General features: G+C 67.3%; 28 protein-coding genes and 1 pseudogene. 16 read left to right on the top strand and 13 right to left on the bottom strand.

Annotation, left to right across the window (positions count from 1 at the left end; all coding sequences use genetic code 11):
- Positions 1–508 precede the first annotated feature (508 nt).
- Positions 509–1,523, top strand: a pseudogene (locus ACTMMA_RS17360) (IS110 family transposase).
- 81 nt (positions 1,524–1,604) lie between these two features.
- On the opposite strand, the gene ACTMMA_RS17365 reads toward ACTMMA_RS17360, so the two are convergent.
- Positions 1,605–1,943, bottom strand: coding sequence for an ArsR/SmtB family transcription factor (locus ACTMMA_RS17365; RefSeq protein ID WP_441191358.1), 339 nt, complete (start codon positions 1,941–1,943; stop codon positions 1,605–1,607).
- 86 nt (positions 1,944–2,029) lie between these two features.
- Between ACTMMA_RS17365 and arsM the strand changes: the two genes are divergently transcribed.
- The 3 genes from arsM to ACTMMA_RS17380 all read left to right on the top strand — a co-directional run bounded on the left by arsM (position 2,030) and on the right by ACTMMA_RS17380 (position 4,373).
- The gene (gene arsM / locus ACTMMA_RS17370) at positions 2,030–2,902 is read left to right on the top strand and encodes an arsenite methyltransferase (RefSeq protein WP_441191359.1); all 873 of its coding nucleotides are present in this window, start codon (positions 2,030–2,032) and stop codon (positions 2,900–2,902) included.
- A 77-nt stretch (positions 2,903–2,979) separates the two neighbouring features.
- Complete coding sequence (arsB, locus tag ACTMMA_RS17375) at positions 2,980–3,963, top strand: ACR3 family arsenite efflux transporter (RefSeq protein ID WP_441191383.1); 984 nt, start codon at positions 2,980–2,982, stop codon at positions 3,961–3,963.
- Positions 3,960–4,373 (top strand): arsenate-mycothiol transferase ArsC, encoded by a 414-nt coding sequence (locus tag ACTMMA_RS17380; RefSeq protein ID WP_441191360.1) that lies wholly within the window; start codon positions 3,960–3,962, stop codon positions 4,371–4,373. Before arsB ends, ACTMMA_RS17380 begins: the two co-directional genes overlap by 4 nt.
- A 241-nt stretch (positions 4,374–4,614) precedes the next feature.
- Here the strand turns inward: ACTMMA_RS17380 and ACTMMA_RS17385 are convergent, their stop codons facing one another.
- Positions 4,615–5,577, bottom strand: coding sequence for an alpha/beta hydrolase (locus ACTMMA_RS17385; RefSeq protein WP_441191361.1), 963 nt, complete (start codon positions 5,575–5,577; stop codon positions 4,615–4,617).
- 259 nt (positions 5,578–5,836) lie between these two features.
- Here ACTMMA_RS17385 and ACTMMA_RS17390 point away from each other — a divergent pair, with 259 nt between their 5' ends.
- Positions 5,837–6,526, top strand: a complete 690-nt coding sequence (locus ACTMMA_RS17390) for a TetR/AcrR family transcriptional regulator (RefSeq protein ID WP_441191362.1) — start codon at positions 5,837–5,839, stop codon at positions 6,524–6,526.
- Between the two features lie 94 nt (positions 6,527–6,620).
- On the opposite strand, the gene ACTMMA_RS17395 is transcribed toward ACTMMA_RS17390, so the two are convergent.
- The 4 genes from ACTMMA_RS17395 to ACTMMA_RS17410 all read right to left on the bottom strand — a co-directional run bounded on the left by ACTMMA_RS17395 (position 6,621) and on the right by ACTMMA_RS17410 (position 9,991).
- Entirely contained in the window at positions 6,621–7,211 is a 591-nt protein-coding gene (locus ACTMMA_RS17395; protein WP_441191363.1) for a dihydrofolate reductase family protein, read from the bottom strand.
- A gap of 11 nt (positions 7,212–7,222) precedes the next feature.
- Entirely contained in the window at positions 7,223–8,071 is an 849-nt protein-coding gene (locus tag ACTMMA_RS17400) for a PhzF family phenazine biosynthesis protein (protein WP_441191364.1), read from the bottom strand.
- A gap of 82 nt (positions 8,072–8,153) precedes the next feature.
- Positions 8,154–8,873 (bottom strand): alpha/beta fold hydrolase, encoded by a 720-nt coding sequence (locus ACTMMA_RS17405; RefSeq protein ID WP_441191365.1) that lies wholly within the window; start codon positions 8,871–8,873, stop codon positions 8,154–8,156.
- Positions 8,870–9,991, bottom strand: a complete 1,122-nt coding sequence (locus tag ACTMMA_RS17410) for an alpha/beta fold hydrolase (protein ID WP_441191366.1) — start codon at positions 9,989–9,991, stop codon at positions 8,870–8,872. Before ACTMMA_RS17410 ends, ACTMMA_RS17405 begins: the two co-directional genes overlap by 4 nt.
- A 38-nt stretch (positions 9,992–10,029) precedes the next feature.
- On the opposite strand from ACTMMA_RS17410, the gene ACTMMA_RS17415 reads away from it, so the two are divergent.
- The 5 genes from ACTMMA_RS17415 to ACTMMA_RS17435 all read left to right on the top strand — a co-directional run bounded on the left by ACTMMA_RS17415 (position 10,030) and on the right by ACTMMA_RS17435 (position 13,536).
- Complete coding sequence (locus tag ACTMMA_RS17415) at positions 10,030–10,644, top strand: TetR/AcrR family transcriptional regulator (protein ID WP_441191367.1); 615 nt, start codon at positions 10,030–10,032, stop codon at positions 10,642–10,644.
- Between the two features lie 281 nt (positions 10,645–10,925).
- Positions 10,926–11,153 carry a FitA-like ribbon-helix-helix domain-containing protein gene (locus ACTMMA_RS17420; RefSeq protein ID WP_441191368.1) on the top strand — a complete coding sequence of 76 codons (228 nt, stop codon included), beginning with the start codon at positions 10,926–10,928 and terminating at the stop codon, positions 11,151–11,153.
- A complete protein-coding gene (locus tag ACTMMA_RS17425; protein WP_441191369.1) occupies positions 11,150–11,542 on the top strand; it encodes a type II toxin-antitoxin system VapC family toxin in 393 nt (130 codons plus the stop codon). Before ACTMMA_RS17420 ends, ACTMMA_RS17425 begins: the two co-directional genes overlap by 4 nt.
- 134 nt (positions 11,543–11,676) lie before the next feature.
- Positions 11,677–12,288, top strand: coding sequence for an ArsR/SmtB family transcription factor (locus tag ACTMMA_RS17430; RefSeq protein WP_441191370.1), 612 nt, complete (start codon positions 11,677–11,679; stop codon positions 12,286–12,288).
- Positions 12,289–12,378: 90 nt separating this feature from the next.
- A complete protein-coding gene (locus tag ACTMMA_RS17435; protein ID WP_441191371.1) occupies positions 12,379–13,536 on the top strand; it encodes an MFS transporter in 1,158 nt (385 codons plus the stop codon).
- Between the two features lie 39 nt (positions 13,537–13,575).
- On the opposite strand, the gene ACTMMA_RS17440 is transcribed toward ACTMMA_RS17435, so the two are convergent.
- Entirely contained in the window at positions 13,576–13,962 is a 387-nt protein-coding gene (locus ACTMMA_RS17440) for a hypothetical protein (RefSeq protein WP_441191372.1), read from the bottom strand.
- A 580-nt stretch (positions 13,963–14,542) separates the two neighbouring features.
- Between ACTMMA_RS17440 and ACTMMA_RS17445 the strand changes: the two genes are divergently transcribed.
- Genes ACTMMA_RS17445 through ACTMMA_RS17455 form a run of 3 tightly spaced genes read left to right on the top strand, consistent with a single transcriptional unit; the run spans position 14,543 to position 16,715 of the window.
- Positions 14,543–15,760 (top strand): FAD-dependent oxidoreductase, encoded by a 1,218-nt coding sequence (locus ACTMMA_RS17445; RefSeq protein ID WP_441191373.1) that lies wholly within the window; start codon positions 14,543–14,545, stop codon positions 15,758–15,760.
- A complete protein-coding gene (locus ACTMMA_RS17450) occupies positions 15,757–16,191 on the top strand; it encodes a MarR family winged helix-turn-helix transcriptional regulator (protein WP_441191374.1) in 435 nt (144 codons plus the stop codon). Before ACTMMA_RS17445 ends, ACTMMA_RS17450 begins: the two co-directional genes overlap by 4 nt.
- Positions 16,188–16,715 carry a hypothetical protein gene (locus ACTMMA_RS17455; protein ID WP_441191375.1) on the top strand — a complete coding sequence of 176 codons (528 nt, stop codon included), beginning with the start codon at positions 16,188–16,190 and terminating at the stop codon, positions 16,713–16,715. Before ACTMMA_RS17450 ends, ACTMMA_RS17455 begins: the two co-directional genes overlap by 4 nt.
- A 69-nt stretch (positions 16,716–16,784) precedes the next feature.
- Here the strand turns inward: ACTMMA_RS17455 and ACTMMA_RS17460 are convergent, their stop codons facing one another.
- The 3 genes from ACTMMA_RS17460 to ACTMMA_RS17470 all read right to left on the bottom strand — a co-directional run bounded on the left by ACTMMA_RS17460 (position 16,785) and on the right by ACTMMA_RS17470 (position 17,954).
- Entirely contained in the window at positions 16,785–17,030 is a 246-nt protein-coding gene (locus ACTMMA_RS17460; RefSeq protein ID WP_441191376.1) for a putative immunity protein, read from the bottom strand.
- A complete protein-coding gene (locus tag ACTMMA_RS17465) occupies positions 16,969–17,295 on the bottom strand; it encodes a putative immunity protein (RefSeq protein WP_441191377.1) in 327 nt (108 codons plus the stop codon). The genes ACTMMA_RS17460 and ACTMMA_RS17465 overlap by 62 nt, the downstream gene beginning before the upstream one ends.
- Before the next feature lie 95 nt (positions 17,296–17,390).
- A complete protein-coding gene (locus tag ACTMMA_RS17470; RefSeq protein WP_441191378.1) occupies positions 17,391–17,954 on the bottom strand; it encodes a hypothetical protein in 564 nt (187 codons plus the stop codon).
- Between the two features lie 514 nt (positions 17,955–18,468).
- Between ACTMMA_RS17470 and ACTMMA_RS17475 the strand changes: the two genes are divergently transcribed.
- From ACTMMA_RS17475 to ACTMMA_RS17485, 3 genes are all read left to right on the top strand, one after another.
- The gene (locus tag ACTMMA_RS17475) at positions 18,469–19,182 is read left to right on the top strand and encodes an adenylate/guanylate cyclase domain-containing protein (RefSeq protein WP_441191379.1); all 714 of its coding nucleotides are present in this window, start codon (positions 18,469–18,471) and stop codon (positions 19,180–19,182) included.
- A complete protein-coding gene (locus tag ACTMMA_RS17480) occupies positions 19,182–19,676 on the top strand; it encodes a Pycsar system effector family protein (protein WP_502361880.1) in 495 nt (164 codons plus the stop codon). Before ACTMMA_RS17475 ends, ACTMMA_RS17480 begins: the two co-directional genes overlap by 1 nt.
- A gap of 324 nt (positions 19,677–20,000) precedes the next feature.
- The gene (locus ACTMMA_RS17485; RefSeq protein ID WP_441191381.1) at positions 20,001–20,726 is read left to right on the top strand and encodes a hypothetical protein; all 726 of its coding nucleotides are present in this window, start codon (positions 20,001–20,003) and stop codon (positions 20,724–20,726) included.
- Between the two features lie 264 nt (positions 20,727–20,990).
- Here the strand turns inward: ACTMMA_RS17485 and ACTMMA_RS17490 are convergent, their stop codons facing one another.
- From ACTMMA_RS17490 to ACTMMA_RS17500, 3 genes are all read right to left on the bottom strand, one after another.
- Complete coding sequence (locus ACTMMA_RS17490; protein WP_441191382.1) at positions 20,991–21,497, bottom strand: hypothetical protein; 507 nt, start codon at positions 21,495–21,497, stop codon at positions 20,991–20,993.
- A 269-nt stretch (positions 21,498–21,766) separates the two neighbouring features.
- Positions 21,767–22,009 carry a YlcI/YnfO family protein gene (locus tag ACTMMA_RS17495; RefSeq protein ID WP_441190323.1) on the bottom strand — a complete coding sequence of 81 codons (243 nt, stop codon included), beginning with the start codon at positions 22,007–22,009 and terminating at the stop codon, positions 21,767–21,769.
- Positions 21,999–22,313 carry a hypothetical protein gene (locus ACTMMA_RS17500; protein WP_441190324.1) on the bottom strand — a complete coding sequence of 105 codons (315 nt, stop codon included), beginning with the start codon at positions 22,311–22,313 and terminating at the stop codon, positions 21,999–22,001. Before ACTMMA_RS17500 ends, ACTMMA_RS17495 begins: the two co-directional genes overlap by 11 nt.
- Positions 22,314–22,339: the final 26 nt, after the last annotated feature.

Raw genomic sequence — 22,339 nt, forward strand, 5'->3', positions numbered from 1 at the left:
CCCCGCACGACCCCTGCTGAACCATGTTTCACGCGAGAAGGGCCAAGCACGCGACTTGACCTCGAGCGTGCGACGCCTCCATGCGCGTTCTCTTCGGTATCGGTCTCCTGCTTGGTGCGGCAACCCGAACTAAACAGCTGGCCAACCTTCTCGTATGGGGCCGCACCACCGGGGTGCCATCGGTCATGACATGCGGGAGGCGGTTCTCTGGCGCACCGTATGTCAGCACTAGTCCGGCTCCAGGAACACCCGGATCTCATGGGTTCTAGCCGGGTGCCCTGGTGTTCTGGGAGGCTCGGTTCCGGTAGCGGCCGGCGGGTCAGCACTCCTCTCATCTGATCGTTGAGGTCTTGCGGCAGACCGTGCGCCCGCTGGTCGTGAGGAGGCGTGACCGCTGCTGGGATGACGTGCCCCCGGGATGGTGCGGGTGAGCACTTGACCATTAGATCGCCGGGAGTCCTCCTCCACGCTGCTGAGCAAGGATCGCAACCTGGTGAAGGAGAAGGCGATGTTGTTCGTGGGTGATGACTGGGCCGAGGACCACCACGACGTCGAGCTCGTCGACGACCAGGGCCGACTTCTCTCGCGGCGACGGCTGCCCGAGGGGCTGGGCGGGATCAGCCGGTTGCACGCTCTGGTTGCGGAGCACGCGCCGCAGGAGTGGGCCGACTTGGACCCGGTAGAGGCGGCCGCGCAGGTGATCGTCGGTATCGAGACCGACCGTGGCCCGTGGGTCGGGGCGCTGGTCGCGGCCGGGTACACCGTGTACGGGCTGAACCCGATGTCCGTGGCCCGTTACCGGGAGCGGCACTCCACCTCGGGGGCGAAGTCGGACACCGCCGATGCGCACCTGCTGGCCGAGATCGTCCGCCTGGACCGGGCCCACCACCGCCAGGTCGCCGGCGACAGCGCTACCGGTGAGGCGGTCAAGGTCACCGCCCGGGCGCACCAGTCGATGATCTGGGACCGGACCAGGCGCGTGCTGCGGCTGCGGTCGGCGCTGCGGGACTTCTTCCCCGCCGCCCTGGTCGCGTTCGGTCACCTGGACGAGCCGGACACCCTGGCCATACCGAACGCCTCGGCCAGGTGGTGGCCGAGCAGTTTGGCCGGCACCGGGACGCTGACATCTACACCAGCCTGCCCGGCCTAGGTGTGATCCTCGGCGTCCGGATCCTCGCCGAGTTCGGCGACGACCCCCACCGGTACGCCGACGCCAAGGGCCGCAAGGCCTACGCCGGCACCGCACCCATCACCAGAGCCTCGGGCACCCGTAAAGTCGTGCTCGCCAGGTACGCCCGCAACCGGCGCCTGGGTGACGCCCTGCAGCAGTGGGCTTTCTGCTCCATGCGCGGCTCAGCCGGCGCACGCGCCTACTACCAGGCCCTCCGGACACGAGGAGTCGGCCACCAAGCCGCCCTACGACAGCTCGCCAACCGGTGGGTCGGGATCCTCCACGGCTGCCCGCGCCACCGGACCACGACGAGAACACCGCCTGGGCCCACCACCTCGACGCCGCCGCTTGACAGAACCAGAACCTGGGATGTCTGCCGCCCGAGGTGCGTCCCGTTTGCCGAAGAGTCGGCCGGCGTGTCCGAGTCGGCTGGTCAGGGGTGGTGGCTCTCGGTGGTGAGCAGGGTGGCGAGGATGTTCTGGGCCTGCGGGGGGATCCAGTAGTAGACGAAGGTGCCGCGTCTCTCGCAGTCGACGAGTCCGGCCTCGCGCAGGGTCTTGAGGTGGTGGGAGACGGTGGCCGAGGACAGGTCGAACGCGGGGGTGATCTCGCAGACGCACAGCTCGGGTGCGGCCGCGATCATCGAGGCCATGCGCAGCCGCACGGGATCGCCGAGCGCCTTGAAGACGGCCGCCAGCCGGGTGGCCTCGGCCTCGCCCAGGCCGGGACCTGCTCCTTCGGCGGTCGTGCAGCGCTCCAGCACCTTCACCATTCCTTTATCTTGACAGACGTCGAAACAGAAGGCCATGCTTGACGTGTTGTTTCGATGATCGTCTATCCAGGAGGGTGTGGGTTCCGGTGGAGAACGAGGGCATGGTCCACGAGGTGGTCAGGGACCGGTATGCCGCGGCCGCGCGTGCGCAGCTGGCGACGCTGGACGGCGGGGAGGGGTCGTGCCGCGGTGGGGGTGGTTGCTGCGGGGAGGCCTCCACGACGGGGACGATCGGTGCGGTCGACCCGATCACGCGAGACCTGTACGACCCGGACACGCCGTTCGACGCTGCGCTGGCGGCGTCGTTGGGGTGCGGGAACCCGACGGCGCTGGCGCAGCTGCACCCTGGCGAGGTCGTGCTCGACCTGGGCTCTGGTGGTGGCCTGGACGTGCTGCTGTCGGCCCGGAGGGTGGCCCCTGGTGGGCACGCCTACGGCCTGGACATGACCGAGGACATGCTGGCCCTGGCGCGCCGGAACCAGGCCGACGCAGGGGTGGAGAACGCGACCTTCCTGGCGGGCCGGATCGAGGACGTGCCGCTGCCCGAGGCGTCGGTGGACGTGGTGATCTCGAACTGCGTGATCAACCTGTCCCCGGACAAGGACGCCGTGCTGGCCGAGGCCTTCCGGGTGCTGCGCCCCGCGGGCCGGTTCGCGGTCTCGGACATCGTGCTGCTGCGCGACATCCCGGAGGCCCTGCGAGGTGTGGTCGCGCTGTGGACCGGGTGCATCTCGGGGGCGCTGCGCGATGAGGACTACGTGGCCAGGCTGGCCGCGGCGGGCTTCGTGGACGCCGGGGTCGAGGTCACCCGCCGCTACGACCGCGCCGAGCTGGAGGAGCTGGCAGGTTCGCTGGACCCCGGTCACCTGCCGGCCGGGATGAGCCTCGAGGAGGCTGTCGAGGCCCTGGACGGGGCGTTCGCGAGCGCGTTCGTCCGCGCCACCAAGCCTGCGGCGTGACCACCACGACGGCGCCGGCCGGGCCGGCCCGGCTGTCCACCCTGGACCGGTTCCTGCCGGTGTGGATCGGCGCGGCGATGGTCGCCGGGCTGCTGCTGGGGCGTCTGCTGCCCGGCCTGGGCGGGGCGTTGTCCGCGGTCGAGGTCGAGGGGGTGTCGTTGCCCATCGCGATCGGTCTGCTGGTGATGATGTACCCGGTCCTGGCCAAGGTCCGCTACGACCGTCTCGACACCGTCACCGGTGACCGGCGGCTGCTGGTCGCCTCGCTGGTCCTGAACTGGGTGATCGGGCCGGCGCTGATGTTCACCCTGGCCTGGCTGTTCCTGCCCGACCTGCCCGAGTACCGCACCGGGCTGATCATCGTCGGGCTGGCCCGCTGCATCGCGATGGTGATCATCTGGAACGACCTGGCCTGCGGGGACCGGGAGGCCGCCGCCGTGCTGGTCGCGCTGAACTCGGTCTTCCAGGTCATCGCGTTCGCCGCCCTGGGCTGGTTCTACCTGACCGTCCTGCCCGGCTGGCTCGGCCTGCCCGTCACCGACCTGGACGTCTCGCCCTGGCAGATCGCGGGCTCGGTGCTGGTCTTCCTCGGCATCCCCCTGGCCGCCGGGTTCCTCAGCCGCGTCATCGGCGAGCGCCGCTTCGGGCGGGAGGCCTACGAGCAGCGGTTCCTGCCCGCGATCGGGCCCTGGGCGCTCTACGGGCTGCTGTTCACCATCGTCATCCTGTTCGCCCTGCAGGGCGAACAGATCACCAGCCGGCCCCTCGACGTCGCCCGCATCGCGCTGCCCCTGCTGGTCTACTTCGTCCTCATGTGGGGCGGCGGGTACATCCTCGGCCGCGCGCTGCGCCTGACGTATGAACGCACCACCACCCTCGCGTTCACCGCGGCCGGGAACAACTTCGAGCTCGCGATCGCCGTCGCCATCGCGACCTTCGGCGCCACCTCCGGCCAGGCCCTGGCCGGCGTCGTCGGGCCCCTCATCGAGGTCCCCGTCCTCGTCGCCCTCGTCTACGCCGCCCTCCACCTGCGCACCACCCACCCCCAGGAGCTCCGATGACCCGGCCCACCGTCCTGTTCGTCTGCGTCTCCAACGCCGGCAAGTCCCAGATGGCCCAGGCCCTCCTGCGCGCCCACGCTGGCGACGCCATCGAGGCCCACTCCGCCGGCACCACCCCCAAGGGGACGGTCAACGCCGAGGCCTCCGCCTCCGTCGCCCGCGCCGGCGCGTCCATGGCCGACGCGACCAGCAAGGGCATCGACCCCGGCCTCCTGCGCACCGCCGACCGCGTCATCATCCTCGGACGCGACGCCCAGATCGACCCCGTGCCGGGCATGAGAGCCACGATCGAACGCTGGGACACCGACGAACCATCCACCCGAGGCATCCACGGCCAAGCACGCATGGACCTCATCCGCGACGACATCACCACCCGCGTCCACCACCTCGCCGCCGACCTCCTGGACTAGCCACGCCGCAGCTCCTCCGGCGGCCCACGTGCCCAACCCCAGGTCTTGGACACCCGCTGCCTCACCCACCTGCCAACATCCGCATCGGCCGCAGGTGGTCACCCGGGACCGTCCGCCGAGCGGGGGTCTGCCGCGTTAACGGTGTTTCTGGCCTGAAGACGACCTCGCGCAGCGAGGCCAAGCAGGCCGCGGTCAGGGAGCAGTGCGGGGCCGTGCTCTTTCGATCATGGGCCGCAGCTCATCAGTCCAGCGGGGCATACGTGGTGAGGTAGTCGTCGATGAGTGCGCCGAGGCGTTCGTTCAGGTCCGCGTCACGGTTCAGCGCGTGCCCGGAGTTGGGAAAGACGAGCACATCGTGTGGGACACCGTTCTCCTCCAGCACCCGGTCCATGTCATCGCTCGCCGCATACGGGGTGACCTTGTCGAGCCGGCCGTACGCCAGCAGGCTCGGCGGCGCCTCAGGAGTGACGAGCATGACCGGGGAGACCGGCTCGAGGTACTGCTCGTACTCGCCCGTGCGCATCATCTCCGCAGTGACTTCATCCCCGGTCATGATCGACACGAATCCGGCGCCCGCCTCGGCGCTCTGGTCGGAGGCGTAGTCGTCCTCGAACCCGAACCATTCCGCCGGCTCGAACGACGCAGGCCCCACCATCGCGATGACCGCTTCCACCGGGACCGGCGCCTCAGCGGCATCTCGGTACGCATACGTCATCGCAAGATTCCCACCCGCGGACCCGCCTGCGATGACCATCCCGTCCAGGTCATAGCCGCGGTCGGCGGCTGCAGCGACGATGGCATCTACACCCTTGGCGATCTCGCGGGTCATCTCGGTGACACTGGTCGCGTTCTCCTCAGAGCGCAACGAGTAGTTGATCGTCGCCCCGACGTAGCCCTTGGAGGCGAAGTACTTGCCGAAGTTGGCATCGTCGGCCTTGTCGCCGCCAGTGAACCCTCCGGCGTGGATGTACAGGACCAGCTTCGTCGCACGCGCCTTGTCGGCTGGAAGGTACAGGTCGAACTTGTTCAGGGGCCCGTCGTCGTAGGGCAGGTCGGTCTCGATGCTGCCCATCGAGTCGGTCCAGGTCACCGCCGGGATCCCGGCGAAGGTGCCACCGGGGATCTTCGTGGCCAGACCCATCCCCCCGAGGACCGAGCACAGGAACACCAGCACGTAGATGGCCGCCCACTTGAACCTGGCCATCAGTGGAAGGTCCGTCCGCCGATGAGGAAGTCCAGCCCGAGGTTGAACCCGACCCAACCCACAGCCAGGCCTGCCACCACGAGCACACCGATGATCACCGCGCGCCTCTGACCCACGCTCACTCTCGTCCACCCTTCAAGAAACTCGTCACTGATCGAGCGATCGCCCGCTGTGACCGCTGCCCAGTATAACCAAAAACCACTCACCCGAGTTGTTTTGTGTAGAGTGGGCGTGTAACCACTGACGGAGGGGCGAACACGTGACGAGGCGCACGCGCGGCGAGTACGCCAAGTCAGCCCAGCGGCGCCGCGAGATCGTTGCTGCCGCGGTCGAGGTGTTCGGGGAGCGTGGCTTCCGGGAGGGCAGCCTGCGCGACATCGCCGATCGGGCAGGGATCACCTACGCCGGGCTGCGCCACCACTTCCCCACCAAGGTCGGGCTTCTCGAGGCTGTGCTCAGGTGGCGCGAGGAAGACAGCGTGCAGCGCGCCGGGCCCACCGACGGACTCGACCTGCTGCGGGCGTGGATCGCGGACGTCGAAAGCAACGTGAAGCGGCCCGAGCTGGTTGAGCTCGAGACCGTCATCGGCGCTGAGGCCATCTCCCCAGAGCACCCGGCCCATCCCTATTTCGCCCACCTGTACGGGTACGCGACAGAACTCCTCACCCGGGCCTTCACCACGGCCGCTGCACACGACCAACTCCGTGACGGCGTCCAGCCCGACGCGGCCGCACAGATCGTCCTTGGGGTAACCGTGGGACTGCAGACCCTCTGGTTGCACGACCGCTCCATCGACGTCCCCGGCCGGCTGACCACGGCTATCCGAGAGCTGCTGACAGTCGACCTCTCACTGGCCGGCGCAGCCAACACCTCAAACTCTCATCAGCGAAGAAGTCAACCAAGCGCACGGTCTCTGAAGCGCCTGGCGTCCTCTACGTGCGCAACTTGATTCCGCGGTGCGCGACATCCGAAACTGCCGCCGGTCGCTCGTGCCGAGTTTCGGGCGTGTTCACGGGGCGATCACCGGGAAGGTCCTTAGAGGATCAGTCGCTGGCACGGTGGCATTCAGGCGGGGCCGTGTACTCCTCGATCATGACGCCGGAGGCGAAGGAGCGCATCGAGGTCGTGGTGTACGTGCGGGGCTCGTAGGGTGCAGTGCCGAAGAGGGGCACGCCCGAACCGAACACCAGCGGGTTCCGCTTGAGGACCAGGCGATCGATCTCGGGAAGCAGGTGGCCTGCCAGGGTGCCGCCGCCGCAGAGCCAGATGTCCAGGCCGTCCTGGCGCTTGAGGGCTCGGACTGCCGCGAGGGGGTCCGAGGTGAGGGTGATGTCCGGGTGGAGCTGCCGAGAGCGTCTGCTTGCGACAACCTGTCTCAGGTGGGGGTATGGGCTCGCGATGCCGGCCTCAAGGGCGGGGGTGAGGGTGTTCCAGCCCATGATCACGGTGTCGAACCGTGTCGCCGGGGGCTGGATGTTCAGTGCTGAGTGCACGTGGGCTGGCAACGCGTCGGCGTACTCGCCGAACACGACCTGGGCGTGGTCTCCCTCGATCAGGAAGGCGTCGAATCCGCCTTGGGGGTCGGCGATGTAGCCGTCGATGCTGACGGCCACGTAATACACAAGCTCTCGCACGATGTCTCCAATCATTCGTTGAGAGGGACGGCTGCGCCGGTGATGAGCGCGGTCTGGGGTTGGAGGGTGATGTACAAGGTGCTGGGGCGACCCATCTCGATGCCTTGCTGGATCGTGAGCTGGTCCCCTACCTGGAGCTTGCCGATGCCGCGCAGGTAGGCGGCGAGGGCTGCGGCTGCTGCGCCGGTGGCGGGGTCTTCGTGGACGCCACCGAAGGGGAAGGGGTTGCGGGCGCGCCAGGTGTGAGGGCCGGTGGGGGTGCAGGCCTGGATGGTGACCCACTGGTGCTCGCGGGTCAGGTCCTGCAGGGCCGTGAAGTCATAGGTCATGCCGGCCAGGGTGGGGACGTCGCGCAGGACGAGGACCGGGTGCTTGTTGCCGCCGTACCCGATCGCGGGCGGGTAGTCCGGGTGCAGGTCCGCGTCCGTCCACCCGAACGTGTCCAGCAACGGCGTCAACAGCTCTGCGGCCAGGGGCAGGGACGCCAGGGGCGGGCTCTCCAGGGACCCGAGGACCTGGCCGTCGTCCTCCTTGTCGGCTGTGACGATGATCGGGCCCACGTTGGTGGCGAAGGTGTATGTGCCGGGCCCGTTGGTGTGGCCCAGGGCGACTGCGGCGGCGATGGTTGCGTGGCCGCAGAAGTCGACCTCCCCCTCGGGGGCGAAGTACCGGATCCTTGCGGTGCTCGGGTCGGTCGGGTTCGTCAGGAACGCGGTCTCGCTGTAACCGAGGTCAGCGGCGATCTGCTGCATGGCCTCGGCATCCAGGCCCTTGGCGTCCAGGACGACCCCGGCAGGGTTTCCACCGTCGGGGGAGTCGCTGAAAGCGGTGTAGCGAAGGATCTCGGGGGTGGGGCTCATCTTTGTCTCCTTGGTTGGGGCGGTTCGGGTGAGATCAGGTCGGATCCGTGAGTCTCGAGCGCCGGAGGGCTCATCGACCTGCTCACGACGTGCTGACCCTGGTGAGGATGGCGGTGAGCTCGTCGGGGAGGGTGAACATCGGCCAGTGCCCTGCCTCGATGGCGACGATGGTCCAGCCGGGGGGTAGCGCGTCGGTGTCGAGCGGTGGGGGCGTGTGCCGGCACCGGATATAGGTGGTCGGGACGCTGCTTGCGTGCAGGCTCTGCCGGGTCGGGGCGCTGCGATAGGTCGACAGCGGCTGCGGGGCGGCCAGTGCCTGCACCAGGGCTACCGTCTGCGGGCTCATCCCATGACCGGGGTAGAGACCGTCCAGCTGCTCGGCGTTGAACCACGGCACGACCGGGCCGTGACCGCTGGGGTCGTCGACAGCGAGGCTGGTCATGAATGAGGCGGCATCGGCGCCGATGCTGTCGAAGAAGGACTGCTCGGGCTCGGGAAGTACGGCGTCGATCAGGATGAGGCGGCCGATGCGGGACGGTTCCTCCTCGACCAGGGCTGCGGCGAGGTAGCCGGCGAAAGAGTGCGCGACCAGGGTGTACCTCTCCAGGTCGGAGACCTCCCCTAGGACGTGGTTTCGCCAGCCGGTCAGGCCGTGGCCGGTCGCGGGTAGGCCGGTCAGATCTGGCAGGAGGACCGGTATGCCGGACTGGGTTAGCCGGGTGGAGACGGCGGTCCACGCCCAGGGGCCGAGGCCGCTGCCTCCGAGCAGGACCATGGGATCGGGGGTCGGGTTCGTGCTCATATCGAGGCCTTCCTGGGCGGGTGTTCGGTGATGGTGCGGACAAGTGAGGTGATGTCAGTTGCGAGGAGGTCGGGTTCTTCCAGAGCGGCCAGGTGCCCCCCGGTGGGATGGTGGGTGAAGGCCACGAGGTGGTTGTGGCGGGCGGCGACTTTGGCATCGGCGAAGTCGCAATGGGCGAAGACGCTGACCGAGGTGGGCACTGAAGACGCCGGACCAGGGGTGTAGGTGCGGTTGTCAGGGAAGATCTGCAGGGCCGTCCCCGCGGAGCGGGCGAGAGCGGCCAGGGTCGCGTTCCCGTACAGGAAGTCGATGCCTAGGACGTCCTCGGCGCGGGTTAGGTCCGGCCGCCACAAGCGGTACTTGTCGAGCTGCCACGCGAAGTTGGCCACCGGGCAGTCGACCAGGGCCAGCTGCAGCGGCTCAGGCATCAGCGACTGTTGGGTCAGGTACGCCCCGAGCCGGGCACGCATCCCGGACGGCAACGTCGGTGGTAGGGCACCCATGAACCCGATCAACCCGGCCGAAACATGCACCCCTGCGACCGCTCCCGGAGCTAGCCGACCGCACTCGGCGGCCACGACAGAACCCCAGTCCTGTCCATGAATGAGCAGCGGTCCCGTAGCAGCGGTGACCACCTGGTCAAGAACTGCCCGGGCCATCGCCCCGACCTGACTGCTGGGAAGAGCGGAGGAGACCCCGTGACCAGGTAGGTCGAGAACGACCACCGTAAGTTCCTGGCTGACCAGGCGTGGGACCAGGCGATGGAACAGCAGGTGGCTGGTCGGCCAGCCGTGCAGCAGCACGACCGTGGCCTGCGGGTCCTGGCATGGTCCGAACCGCATCAGGTACGGGTCGGTGTCAACCCACGGGTCACACGGCTCGAGCCCGTCCAACCAGGACAACCACGACCGCACATGCGCAGCGACGTCCAGGCTGAACGCCCCGTCGCCGACCGGCTCCCACTCCCGGAGGTCGTGACGCAGCCCCGGCAACTGCTCCACCAGGCGAGGGCCCAGGGCGCGAGCCACCCACCTGTGCACGTCCCCACCGAGGGTGCAGTGCTGGCTGGTCGGGGTCGGGCCCGCTGATGTCATGGGCACCATCAGGCACCCGGCCATCCACCAACCGCAATCTCGGGTTGCGTTAACGTGCTTATGTGCAGCTCACGCAGCCCGTACCCCCTGCCGGCACAGTACGGCCGGGTGGGCGGACTGCCAGAACCCGCCGCGCCGTTCTGCTCGCCACCCAGGACGAACTGCTGCGCCACGGTTACGCCGCTTTCTCCGTACCACGAGTCGCAGCCCGCGCCGGTGTGCACAAGACCACGATCTACCGGCGCTGGCAGCGCCGTGAAGGACTGATCAGCGACTTGATCACCGTCATGGGTGAGACCACCGTGCCGATCCCCCACACCGGACAACTCGCCCAGGACCTCAACGCCTTCGCCCACGAGATCACCCGTGCGCTCAGCGGCAAGAGCGGGCTCACCGTCCGCGCCTTGCTGGCCGCCGCAGCCAGCGACCCCCACCTCCAGGACCAGATCACCGCGTTCTACCGACGGCGCTACGGCGCCGCCGAGCAGATGATCACGCGCGCCGTCGACCGAGGAGAGCTCGACCGCAGCGTGGATCCGACCCTGGTGATCCGCGCCCTGGCCGGACCCTTGTACTACACCCTCCTCGTGTACGGGCGGGCACCTACCACCACAGAGACCAGACACGCCATCACAGCAGCCCTGGCCTACGCCGTGTCCTCCAGCGGACGGTCATGAAGGCCGACCCCCTCGACAACTGGAGAGGGCTGGCCAGCGGACCCCGGTAGCCGCTAGTGGAGAACCGGGGAGGGTTCGATTACCGTGGTCACACAAGCCGAGAACAGAACCGCGCTCATCTGCCGCGTGCGGGAAGTTCGTCGCACACACGGCTGGCTGGCACGGGTGTCACCCTTGGTGCAGCAGTCCCCAAGCAACGGTGGTCAGGCGGCCAAGTTCTCGCGTCAACAGGTCGCGCGTGTCCTCGCTACCGGCGCTTGCACACTGCTAGCATGCCCTCCATGACGACGCTCTATGTTCGAGACGTGCCCCCTGACGTGGCAGAGACGCTGAAGGAGCGCGCTGCCGCAGAAGGCAAATCGCTGTCCGCGTACGTCGTGGCTGAGCTCGGCCGCCTCGCCTCCCGGCCAACCAACGCCGAGGTGGTGATGCGCCTGCGGGATCTCGACCGGGGCGAAGGGCCCACCAGCGCTGACATCGTCCAGGCGCTCGGTCAGTCGCGTCGGTGATCGTCGTCGACGCCTCGGCCATGGTCGAGGCCCTCGTGGGTCGCGACGTCGATGAGACGCTGCTCGACGCACTGGCCGGCCAGGTCGCGGCGCCTCACATCCTGGATGTCGAGGTCCTCTCCGTGCTGCGAGGACTCGTCCTGGGTCGCAAGCTCACCGAACGCGCAGCCAGCGCCGCCCGCGACGTCTACTTCGACTTCGTCATCGGCAGGTATGCAACAGCGCCGTTGGCAGAGCGGATATGGGGGCTTCGGCACCAGTACACCAGCTACGACGCCGCCTACATCGCCACGGCCGAGGCGCTAGGTGCGCCCCTGCACACGTGCGACGCCAAGCTCGACAGCGGCGGCCACAACGCGGCCATCCACTTCCACGGCCAGACGCACTGAACTGCCGCGGGTCGCGCACCCGTTTGCCGAGAGTCGAGCGTTCGTAGTACCTCCGACCCCGCCTCGAGCGTAGGCACAGACTGTCGTTAAAGAAGTCTTGCTAAAGACCTCTCTATATAGGTAGCGTGGCGGCTATGAGTGGTGTAGAGATCGCGTCTGAGGACCCCCGGTGCGTGCGTCCGGTCGTCTCGCAGGCCGAGGCGATCAAGGCGTTGACCCATCCCCTGCGGATCCGGTTGCTGAACCTCTTCGTCGCGGAGGCCGAGTTGACCGCGACCGAGTGCGCGCAGCGCACGGGAGAATCGGTGGCCAGCTGCTCGTTCCACCTGCGCCAGCTGGAGAAGTACGGTCACGTAGAGCGGGCGCAGGCGCGCGGCAAGGAGCGCCCCTGGCGGGCTTCGGGTCGCGGCTACGCGGTCCGGGCCGACGCCGACGACGTCGAGTCGGTCACGGCAGCGCAGGCGTTCGCTTCCCTGTGGCTGACCGAGCAGCTGGCCCGGATGCAGCGCTGGACCGCGGAGATCGGCCGGGACGACCCGGCGTGGATCTACGCCTCGACGCAGACATCCGCGGAGTTCTGGGTGACCCGGGAAGAGCTGGACGAGTTGTCGAGGCAGGTGGAGCGACTAGCCGACAGGTTCGCTGACCGGTCCGACAACCCGGACCTGCGCCCTGCTGGTGCCCGGCGGGCTCACCTGTTCGGCTCCGCATGGGCCGAGATCCCTGACCCCGACGACGGGGACTGATTCGTGGTCACCGCGGACGACGGGACTGGCAGGCTTCCGTCCGGGGCTGGCGTGGCGGACCCTTTACGGACGCGACTGTTTCGCACCTTGGTGACGGGGTGGGCATTGGCGAACTTCGCCGACTCCCTGCTAACGGTGATCCTGGCCGTCTGGGTGGCCGACCTCACCGGCAGCGCGGTCCTGGGCGGCGTGACGTTCGCGATGCTCGGCCTGCCCGCGCTCGCGTCACCGTTCCTGGGGCACCTGACCGATCGCGTCTCCCGGCGGGGGATGCTCGTGGTCGCCTACATGATCGGTGCGGCCGGGCTGGTGCCCCTGTTCTGGGTCGAGGGCCCGACCGGCCTCTGGCTCATCTACCTCGGCACGGTGATCTATGCGGCCGTCTCCTACGTCACCGGTGCCTGCCAGTCCGGGCTCCTCAAGGACACCCTGCCGGGTTCCGCCCTCGGCCGCGCCAACGCAACCCTGTCCATGATCGACCAGGTGTTCCGGGTGGCCCTGCCGTTCCTGGGCGCCGGCATCTACGTGTGGTCTGGGATGCGGCCGCTGCTCGCCGCCGCGGTCGCGGCCTTCTTGGCGGCCGCGATCCTCTTCGCCTCCGTCCGGGTCCAAGAGTCCCGCGCCGAGCCCGAGCGCGCGCCCTACGGCAAAGCGCTCCTCGCGGGATTCCGGCACCTGTTCGGCACCCGCCCCCTGGGGACGCTCGCCTGGAGCCTGACCGTGGCGATGGCAGCCATCGGGCTCGTGAACGGGGTAGCCTTCGCGGTGCTCGACCACCTGGGCGTACCCGCCGCGTGGCTCGGCCCGCTGACCGTGGGCCAGGGCATCGGAGGCCTTGCCGCCGGTGTGCTCACCCCACGGTTGATGGACCGCTACGGGAGGGTCACCGTGTACGCGACCGCGATCATGCTGCTCGGTGGGAGCCTGGTACCGATGGTCGGCGACTCCGTAGCCCTCGTGGTCCTCTCCCAGCCCGTCGTCGGTCTTGCCGTGACCTCGGCGATCATCGCGTTCGTCACCGAGCGGCAGACCGTCACACCACCACGGCTGCAGGGCCGGGTTGCCACCGCCAGCCAGGTCATCCTCAACGTCCCCAGCGTCATCATGACCGCAGGAGCGGCCGCAGCGATCGCTGTCATCGACTACCGGTGGCTCATCCTGCTCACCGTCCTGCTGCTCCTCACCACCGGACTGACCACGCTGCGTCACCTAAGACGACTCAGGCTCCCTCCCACCGGCACGACCTGAGCCCGGAGCACACTGACATGCCGCTGCGAGTGTGGCTTATCAGTCCGGCGAGGGGTCGTCTTCGACGATCTCATTCCGGACCCGTCGAGACTCCTCCCTGCTCAGCCATACGACGTGATACTTGACGCCTACGTATTGGAAACATCCGCTGAGCCAGTCAGCGATGTCCTGCTCGAGTTCAGGCCGCCGCGAGACCCAGTCTGTGAACTGACCATCGGCCAACACCATGTAGCCGTGAATAACCTCGAAGGGCGCCGACCAAGTTCGCCACCAGAGGTGGCCCTTCACCTGTTCGAAGTACGTCTCCGCTACCAGATAGACACGTGCGTACTCCACTCCGCCATCTTCGAGCACGAGCCCTGCGCGATCACGGAACGGGTCAAGACGCGCATCACATGCCTCAAGGGACGGTGGCTTCCAAGGCATGCTCGATTCTTTCAGACCGGCCGCCCCCAAGCGCCTCAGCCATTAGTCGTGGTGCACGCTCATGCCGCGCGTGGCGCACCCGTTTGCCGAAAGTCGGACTGTCCGCCTATGGCCCTGATTCGCCACGGTGTGAACCGTTGGCATTGCGACGTGATCCGATCCTTAATGGTGGTCTCGGCCGCCACGGGACTGGAGCACGGCACGGGTCAGCATGGAGATGAGAACAGCCGGTGCAGCGACAACCAGCGCGGTCATCATTGGCGACGGTTCCCAGATCTGGCGTGTCACCATGGCGGCGCCAAGCACCCACAGGAGTCCCGCCAGAAGTCCCCAAGTCCAGGCCATACCTGTGCTCATAGGATGAGTTTGTCTCAGTGCAAGCCACGACGCCCGTCGATCGGAACGCACCATAATGACGCGGAGGCGTGGGCCACACCACTCCCCCGGGCATTGCCGTAGGCCCGCAGTGGGGGGGAATACGCACAGATCGAATACGCAGAGTGTCCAGCAGACCCCTGCGTCCTTCCCCCTGCCACAGCAGGGCTCGACGTAACTATCAGACAACTGATACTTTGCCCTTGTGAGGGTGATCGTGGTGGGTGGGGGTATTGCGGGCCTGGCGCTGGCGCAGGGCCTGGTCGGTGCGGGGGTCGAGGTGGTGGTGCTGGAGCGCGATGCGGATCTGTCTCGCACGGGCGGGTACAAGCTGCACCTGGGGCCGGTGGCATGCGCGGCGGCTCGGGAGGTGCTGCCGCCCGATGTGTGGCGGGAGCTGCGGTCGTCGGCGGTGCGCACGAGCGGGTTCGAGATCACGGTGCGGGACCACCGTGGACGGCTGCTGGCCCACGGGGGCGAGGATGAGGGTGAGTCCCTCGACGTCGACCGTGTGACGCTGCGCCTGGTCCTGGCGCAAGGGCTGGGGGACCGGGTGCGCACGGGGGTGGTCGCCAACGGGTATGGCGAGACCGGGCAGGGGGTCAGGGTGACCTTGAGCACCGGGGAGGTGGTGGAGGGGGACGTGCTGGTCATCGCCGACGGGTCCAGGTCGCGGCTCGTGACGCACCTGGCAGGCGGGAGGACCAACCAGGAGACGGGACTGGTCGGCATCGCTGGTCGCACTGACGTCGACGTCCTGGACCTGCCGGCTCGCGACCTGCTCAAGGGGCGGCCGCTGCTGGCGGTCGGACCAGCCGGGGTCGGTCTGTTCGCCTCCTGGCACGACCCCCCGGCCACGAGCCGCGCCCTCACGACGGGTCCGGTGGTGATCTGGGGACTGATCGCCACCGCCGCGCAGCTGCCGGCCGACCTGCACACCCTGGCCGGGAGTGACCTGTCCGACCTGGCCCACGGGCTGCTGACCCGTCGCCGCTGGGCCCCGGCCCTGGCCGGCCTGCCCTCGGCGTCCGCCCCGGACACCGTCGCCGGGTTCCAGTTCCTGGCCGCAGACCCCGGCAGCATCGCGCCGTGGACGCCACGGCGGGTCACTGCTATCGGGGACGCCGCTCATGCCATGCCGCCCACTGGCGGGCGTGGCGCGGCCACCGCGATCCAGGACGCGGCCCAGCTCACCGCACGGCTGACGGACGCGGCCCGAGGGCGAACCACCGTGAGCTTCGCCCTGCGCGACAGCGCACAGGTCATGCGTGGCTACGCCGCAGACGCGGTGCGTGAGTCTTTACAGCCGGTGCGCTGGATCAAGGCCGGCGCCTACCCGCCCATCGCCGCTGCGAGCCGGGTGCTGCTGCCGGTCCTCACCGGGGTCGCGGGCGTGCGACGCCGGTGGCAGGGGGGATCGTGACGCAACCGGTGCTGCCGTTGTGGGAACTCATCCAGACCTCCCACCTCGTGGCCAGGGGGTTCCGGGGACTGTTCGCCGAGCACGGGTTGAGCCCCACCCAGTTCGGGGTCCTGGCCTGCCTGGGCGACGGGGACGACTTCACCAAGGCCGAGCTCGCACGGGCGGTCCTGGTCACCCCGCAGAGCATGGACCCGCTGATCGAGAGCCTTCTCGAGCGGGGGCTGGTCGCCAGGGACGGCCCACCACGACGCGGCCGTGCCTCGGGGATCCGGATCACCCCGGCGGGCCGGGACCTGCTGGGCCAGGTCCTGCCGGCAGTGGCGAGGTTCAACGAGCCAGACCGGATCGGCCTGACCGACTCCCAGGCCCGCGACCTGGCCGATCACCTCCGGACGGTCAGGGAGCACCTGGGCAGGGCGAACGACCCATGAGCCGGTGGCAGCTCAGCCGCAGCTGGAGAAAGGCGTGGCTGCTCACCCACGTCATCACCTCCGTCGGGTGGCTGGGCGCCGGCGCGACCAACCTGGTCCTCGCCGTCTCGGTCATGCAGGGCCAAGGATCGGCCCCGGGCGTGGGGTACGCCTACCAGACCATCCATCTCATCGACGCCTGGATCGTGATCCCGGCCGCCTTCGCCGCTCTCATCAGCGGCATCGTCCTGTCCCTGGGGACGCCGTGGGGGCTGTTCAGACACTGGTGGGTCGTCGCCAAGCTGGTCCTGACCCTCGCAGTCATCCTTTTCTCCACCTTCGGACTCGGTGTGTGGGTCGAAATGTCCCAACCAGCCGCCGGACCATCCGACCCCACCCGATACACCTCAGCGATCACGACGGGAGCCTGCATGAACATGCTGGCCCTGACCGGGATGACAGCCCTGTCGATCTACAAACCAAAAGGACTGACCCCACACGCCAGGGGTGCCCCTCGGCAGCGGGGTCGAATCGGTCAACCCTGACCTCCGCCCCCAGCGACCCCTCTCAAGAACGCGACACTCGCTCATGCCGCGCGGCGCGCGAACCGTCGGCTAGTTCGTGAAGACGTTCCAGCAGATCGCCCTACGCCGGTTCTGATCCTCAAGCACCAGTGACCGGACCTCCTCGGGCAGTTGCTGGCGTTGCCACTCACACTCGCGAGCACCCGCCTCTATCGAGCCCTGCTCAGCAGCCTGCGCTGCCCGGATGGCGTAGGCAGCAGCCCCAAGGTCGTGCTCAGCAACATGGCCCAACACAGGCCGCTTGGCCAGCGGCGTACGCCGCGAACCTCGGGGCACCCGTCAACGGTCGCGCAGCACCCATCGCGTGACCGCCCAGGGCCCGAGCCTTCATCATCGAAACCTCGCCTCGAGTCCACGCGCGAATGGCCGCGATCGCCTCGCGCGGCCGGTCGTCCTTCAGCTGCTCGGACTCGAAGAGTCCCAGAACATGCTCGGCGCAGCTAGCGGCCCATAGCGCCAGCCGATGGTGATCCGCATCCGTCAAAGTGCCGCCCCGGCGAATCGTTATGAGACGAGGGTCACGCACCTTCGGAAGGATCACGGAGCCATGCTCGCATCAACCGAACCTGCCGCCCGTGGTGCACCCGCTTGCCGATGAGCGGTCGTTCCCTGCTGAGGTGGGCCGCCCCCGCCTGCCTAATTTGGCGCGAGATGGTGTTTGGGGTCGTGGAGCGCGTCAATCAACTCACCAGCCCGCTTAGACCAGTTGGCCAACTCATCCACCGTTGGGTCTCGGTAACCCGAGGGGTCGGGGAAGTTCACCGTACTGTCGATGCTGTCCAGTAGCTGACGGGCAAAATCCCGTATGGACTTCGATGGATGATTGCCTGCGAGTTCCGCAAGGACCGTCATCGCATCTCCGGGCGACCGCACCAACTTGGGCTGATTTTGTGTGACCGGGTGGTAGTCAACTTCTGCACCGTGGAGGTCACCCCACCACCACTGAATCCAATCATGCACCGCAACTACTCCCGGAAGGTACGCTCTTCGAGCCTCATAGAAGTCCGCCTCTCGGCGAACCTCCGCTTGATGGGCGCGCTCCTCCCGCTGTAGGGCGAGGTGATGCGCGAGGTCGCGCTGCTGCGTGGTGGTCTGGTGATCTAGCTCCGTCTGTTGCATGGACTGCTGATGCGCGAGCTGCTGAGCTCGTGCCCTGACTCCGCGCCTCTCGGCGATCAGGTCGTGGAAGAACTTGAACACCTGGTTCGCCAAGCCAGCGGCTGCGCCGCTGGTCACCGCTAGGCCGAGGAACTCTTGCCAAGTTAGGTCCACGCAGTGACATTAATCGTCTCTTCTGGAGCACGTGCTGGCGACAGGCCAAACGGGGCCCAACGCGCGCGCGGTGAGCGCGGGTAGTGCCTCCCCGCTGTGTGCCTCACGCGAAATGATGCGGCTAGCCGCGTCCCCCCGCTCACACGGCTTGGGCGCCCGTCAGGGAGGAACTGCATACCGCGACGTACTGAGTCTCGGGCTTTCGTGAGCGGTTGTCGGTCGCGTCTCCGGTCCTTCATCGCCGTTGCCCCGGGGCGTGGACTCCCGCCCAGCGACGCGCGCCGACCTCGGCGTGGACTCCTCGCTTCCAATCACTTGCATGCATGCTGAGACTCGCTCTGGCCCTCACAGCCCTCTTGTCACCCGGAGTCGCGCGGAGGTGTCGGTGACGCACACTACGGTGAGAGCCGGGAGTGCTCCGTGACACGAGGAAGGACCCGCGATGGGGCGCAAGGACGACTACGAGAACCACTTGACAAACCTTCTATACGACGATTTCGACGTCCGGCACGGGCGCACAGTCCCGACCACTGAGTCGGTCTCGATCAAGAACGGGGGCGTCTACCTGGATGCCGTGTACCTCTACGCTGATATGGCGGACTCCAGCGGCATGGCTCGTCGCTTCACTTACCAAGACGCTGCCAGGATCGTGCGCTGCTACCTTGCCACGGTGACTCGCATCCTCCGCCACCACGACGGCTATATTCGAAGCTTCGACGGGGACCGGGTGATGGCAATCTTCATCGGCGATGACGCCGCAAGTAGGGCAGCCAAGGCGGCGATGGAAATCAAATGGGCGGTAGACAACCTCGTGAACAGCTCTCTTGCGATCTTTCTTGATGCATACAGGCAGGGTAACTGGGTCATAAGTCATCGCACCGGGATTGACATCGGTGGAGCATTCATCGTGCGTGGCGGCGTGCGAAAAAACAGTGACCTCGTTTCAATTGGCGACGCTCCGAATATCGCAGCGAAGCTGAGTGACCTCAGAGGCAGCCGCACATTCATCACAGATGCACTGTGGGACAAGATGTCCTATGCAACTTGTTTTTCAAACAAGGACAGTAAAGCCATGTGGACGGAGCCCACCCTCACAGAGGTTGGCGGGCGCAAGATACAGGTGCGTTCCTCCAACTGGGGGTGGGTGATCAACTGATGCACGGTCGCGACCCTATTGACACCGCATGGCGACTCCACGCTGCGCAAGTGGAGTGGATCTCCAAAGTCGACTCCAAAGCGAGTTTCGCATTAGCGATAGAGTCCGCTGCGTTGCTCTTCGTGGCTGACGCAAGCCGCGATGGGGCACTCTCCGAAGTCTCAGGAGCTGGTGGTGCCAGCCTGTACTGGCTAGGAGTCGCCGCGCTGATCGCAGGTGTGATATTTGCAGTCGCTGTCGTGACGCCCCGTATGCGCTCGACTCTTTCAGTTGATGAGATCAGAGAGAAACACATCATCCATTTCGGCCACGTGCGCCATTGGACCGCCGACGAGCTGACCGCCGCCTTGAACGATACGGAGCTTCTCCCCGTCATTTCGGACCAGATAGTCATCCTGGCGAAGATCGCTTGGGACAAGCACGTGCGCGTCGAATGGTCTTTGGGTCTAGGACTGCTGGGAGGCGCGTTCGTTGCATTGGCTGCTTTCGCCTGAGTTCGAACCCCTTCCCCGCTTCCGACTCGGTGGACGCCGACAACTCGGTCCTCCGCTGCCGGGGAAGAACTGTTGCCTGTGAAGGCCACGTCGATCGCAGCGATCCTGCTGTCGTCGGCCGGCTCACCATGCCGCCCTTCCAACGCGCGCGAGCAGTGTGGCCGTTATTGTAGAAGAAGGCGATCTGCCCGACCTAGAAGGTGCGGTGGCGCAGTTCGCCGGCCGAGACCCGGTGTACCAGCGGGCTGATTGTGGACCTCTTGACTAAGTCGCAGGCAAGGGCCACTGCTGCGCGAGTGCGCAGCGTAGTTTAGGAGCACTGACATGAATGAGCTCTCGATCAAGAGTGTCCGCGAGCGCGCCTTGGACCCTGCGGCCATGGAAGCCCGGCGCGCCGCACTGACACCATTGCACGTCGAGATGGCCATCCTCGGTGACCTTCTCCACGAAGCAGGAGAGGACAATCTCGAGGCTCACGATGGGTTGGGCAGTGACGCTAGGGCGAGCAACGATGGAATCGTGGCGTTGGGCTATGTGCTTAAGGTGGCGCACGAGCTACTCTCAGGCATTGACGCACTGTTATGCGCACACGGGTACTACTCGGCGGCGGCCCTCGTGCGCCAATTGGTTGAAGCCGATTACCTAGCTTGGGCTTGTAGCGAGGACCTTGAGGAGGCGGGCGCATGGTTGCGGTCCAGCGATGAGGAGCGTCGAGCCCGCTGGCAACCGAGACATCTCCGCTCCCGGTCTGGGGGACTCTACCTTTCACGGGACTACGTAATGCACTGTGAACTCGGGGGGCACCCGACGCCCCGCGGTATTCGCACGCTTGTAGTCGAACTCCCAAAGGAAATAGCCCACGAAGTGATTCTTACGGAGGCGCTGACACACGGAGGTCGAATCTGGGACCACGCTATGAACGTCGTTGGTCCTATCCAAGCGAAGCACCCGGTCGAGAGCTTCTTCGCCCTCGATGATCATCTCAGCAAATGGCGGTGGGTGGAGCGGTTGAACACGCAGCCGACCGCGTGGCCCCCGTCGGGGGGCTGAGCTGGCTTATTGCGGCGCCGTCGTCGCGCGTCGCGGGGTCTTGGGCGGGGTTGACGAAGGGCAAGGCTGGGGGCCGAGGTCACACCCCACGTCCTGGACGAAGTGCGTCACCCCTTGACATCCGCAACTGCCGCCCGTGGCGCACCGGTTTGCCGAGCTTCGGTCGTTGCGTCTAGGGGTGCGGAGGACGCGGACGCCCGAACACCCAGGCCAGGGCGGGTCACGCGCCGAACGTCACCGACCGTGACCAGCCCACTCTGGGTATCAGCCGCCGTACAGCACCTCATCCGGGGGGCCCGGGCAGACCCCGTACAGGGCCTCGTCGATGTCGGGGATCAGCCCAGCTTGCACGTCAGCTTCCGCCTGCTCCACCACCTGCTCGGCCGGCAACCAGACCGGGTTGGCCAGGAACGTCTCGCGCGAGGGGACCTCCCCCACGTCCCAGCCACGCTCCTCGAAGCACGGGACGGTGTGCTCGGTCCACCAGTCGTACAGGATGCCCAACTGTGCGGCCGTCAGTGGTTGCGTGAACTTCTCCTGCACGGGGTACTGCTGGTGGCACACGTAGTAGGCCAGGTTGAACGCCTCCTCCTGCCCCGGCGGGATATCGATCCCCTCACCATCGCCGCCCTCGACCCAGCCAGCATCCGCCAGGCACGAGGACCACACCTCCTGAGACTCCGCCGGCGTGATCTCCCGCACCACCCCCACCTGCGGCGGGTCCGTGATCGCCAGATCCTCAGCCAGCTGCTCAGGGTCCTGACCACCCACACCCGGCACCACACCATCACCGCCAGCCGACGCCTCCGCCGACCCGGTCGCACCACCCTCGACGTCCGACCCCGAGCACCCACCCACCGACGCGGCCACCACGACCACAACGACACAACACCTCACCACCGGCAGAACCACCCAACCGACACTACCCAGAAGCCACCACCACGACCACAGAAGCTAATGGCTACCCACAACACCCTCTACTGCCGCTGCGGGCGCGTAGCGTCCGACCATGCCGCTGGCCGGGCGTTGGGCTCACCGGGTTAGGCGGGTCGGGACAGTTCGTGCTCGACGGCTCGGCGGATCCAGGCTGAGACTGAGCGGTCGTCAGCTTCGGCGGCGCGCTTGACCTCCTCGAGGAGATCCGCTGGGAAGCGCACCGGTACGGGTGCGCTCATCGGACGCTTGCGGCGACGCGCAGGCCCCTGGGGCTCCTGGTTGCGCGGCTCGGCATAGAACTCGTACTCCTGCTCCGGCGTCATCGGCCGGCTGTCGTCAGTGCTCATCACGGTCCCTCCGGTACGTAGCGGCGAGGCCCGAAGACGCCTCGTAGCAGCCGATCGGTCGGCACTTGCTCGGATCGCCCGATCGAGATGGAGCCAGCGGCACGATGAGAACTCGCCCACTGACCTCCGCCAGCATCAGCCAGTGAGCGGGTGGCTTCGCCGGGTAGAACAGCGGGCTACTGCTCCACGCGTCCATCACGTCGTCCAGCCCCAGGTGCGGATGCTTGAACAGGTGAGCCGCTTGCTCGTCGATCTCGAAGGGCTCGGTGTCATCGAGCGTCTCGAGGTCGAACAGGTCGCTCACACACCAAGTGTATTACAGACGACTAC

It is taken from the genome of Ornithinimicrobium panacihumi (assembly GCF_052073805.1).
GTDB classification, from domain to species: Bacteria; Actinomycetota; Actinomycetes; order Actinomycetales; family Dermatophilaceae; genus Ornithinicoccus; species Ornithinicoccus panacihumi.

Coding starts and splice junctions, on each gene's coding strand:
- ACTMMA_RS17380 (WP_441191360.1), top strand. CDS start 3,960: ATGACCCGGCCCACCGTCCTGTTCGTCTGCGTCTCCAACGCCGGCAAG.
- ACTMMA_RS17475 (WP_441191379.1), top strand. CDS start 18,469: ATGGGGCGCAAGGACGACTACGAGAACCACTTGACAAACCTTCTATAC.
- ACTMMA_RS17385 (WP_441191361.1), bottom strand. CDS start 5,577: ATGGCCAGGTTCAAGTGGGCGGCCATCTACGTGCTGGTGTTCCTGTGC.
- ACTMMA_RS17455 (WP_441191375.1), top strand. CDS start 16,188: ATGAGCCGGTGGCAGCTCAGCCGCAGCTGGAGAAAGGCGTGGCTGCTC.
- ACTMMA_RS17495 (WP_441190323.1), bottom strand. CDS start 22,009: ATGAGCACTGACGACAGCCGGCCGATGACGCCGGAGCAGGAGTACGAG.
- ACTMMA_RS17430 (WP_441191370.1), top strand. CDS start 11,677: ATGAGTGGTGTAGAGATCGCGTCTGAGGACCCCCGGTGCGTGCGTCCG.
- ACTMMA_RS17440 (WP_441191372.1), bottom strand. CDS start 13,962: ATGCCTTGGAAGCCACCGTCCCTTGAGGCATGTGATGCGCGTCTTGAC.
- ACTMMA_RS17480 (WP_502361880.1), top strand. CDS start 19,182: ATGCACGGTCGCGACCCTATTGACACCGCATGGCGACTCCACGCTGCG.
- ACTMMA_RS17405 (WP_441191365.1), bottom strand. CDS start 8,873: ATGAGCACGAACCCGACCCCCGATCCCATGGTCCTGCTCGGAGGCAGC.
- arsB (WP_441191383.1), top strand. CDS start 2,980: ATGGTCGCCGGGCTGCTGCTGGGGCGTCTGCTGCCCGGCCTGGGCGGG.
- ACTMMA_RS17365 (WP_441191358.1), bottom strand. CDS start 1,943: ATGGTGAAGGTGCTGGAGCGCTGCACGACCGCCGAAGGAGCAGGTCCC.
- ACTMMA_RS17485 (WP_441191381.1), top strand. CDS start 20,001: ATGAATGAGCTCTCGATCAAGAGTGTCCGCGAGCGCGCCTTGGACCCT.
- ACTMMA_RS17410 (WP_441191366.1), bottom strand. CDS start 9,991: ATGGCCGGGTGCCTGATGGTGCCCATGACATCAGCGGGCCCGACCCCG.
- ACTMMA_RS17400 (WP_441191364.1), bottom strand. CDS start 8,071: ATGAGCCCCACCCCCGAGATCCTTCGCTACACCGCTTTCAGCGACTCC.
- ACTMMA_RS17420 (WP_441191368.1), top strand. CDS start 10,926: ATGACGACGCTCTATGTTCGAGACGTGCCCCCTGACGTGGCAGAGACG.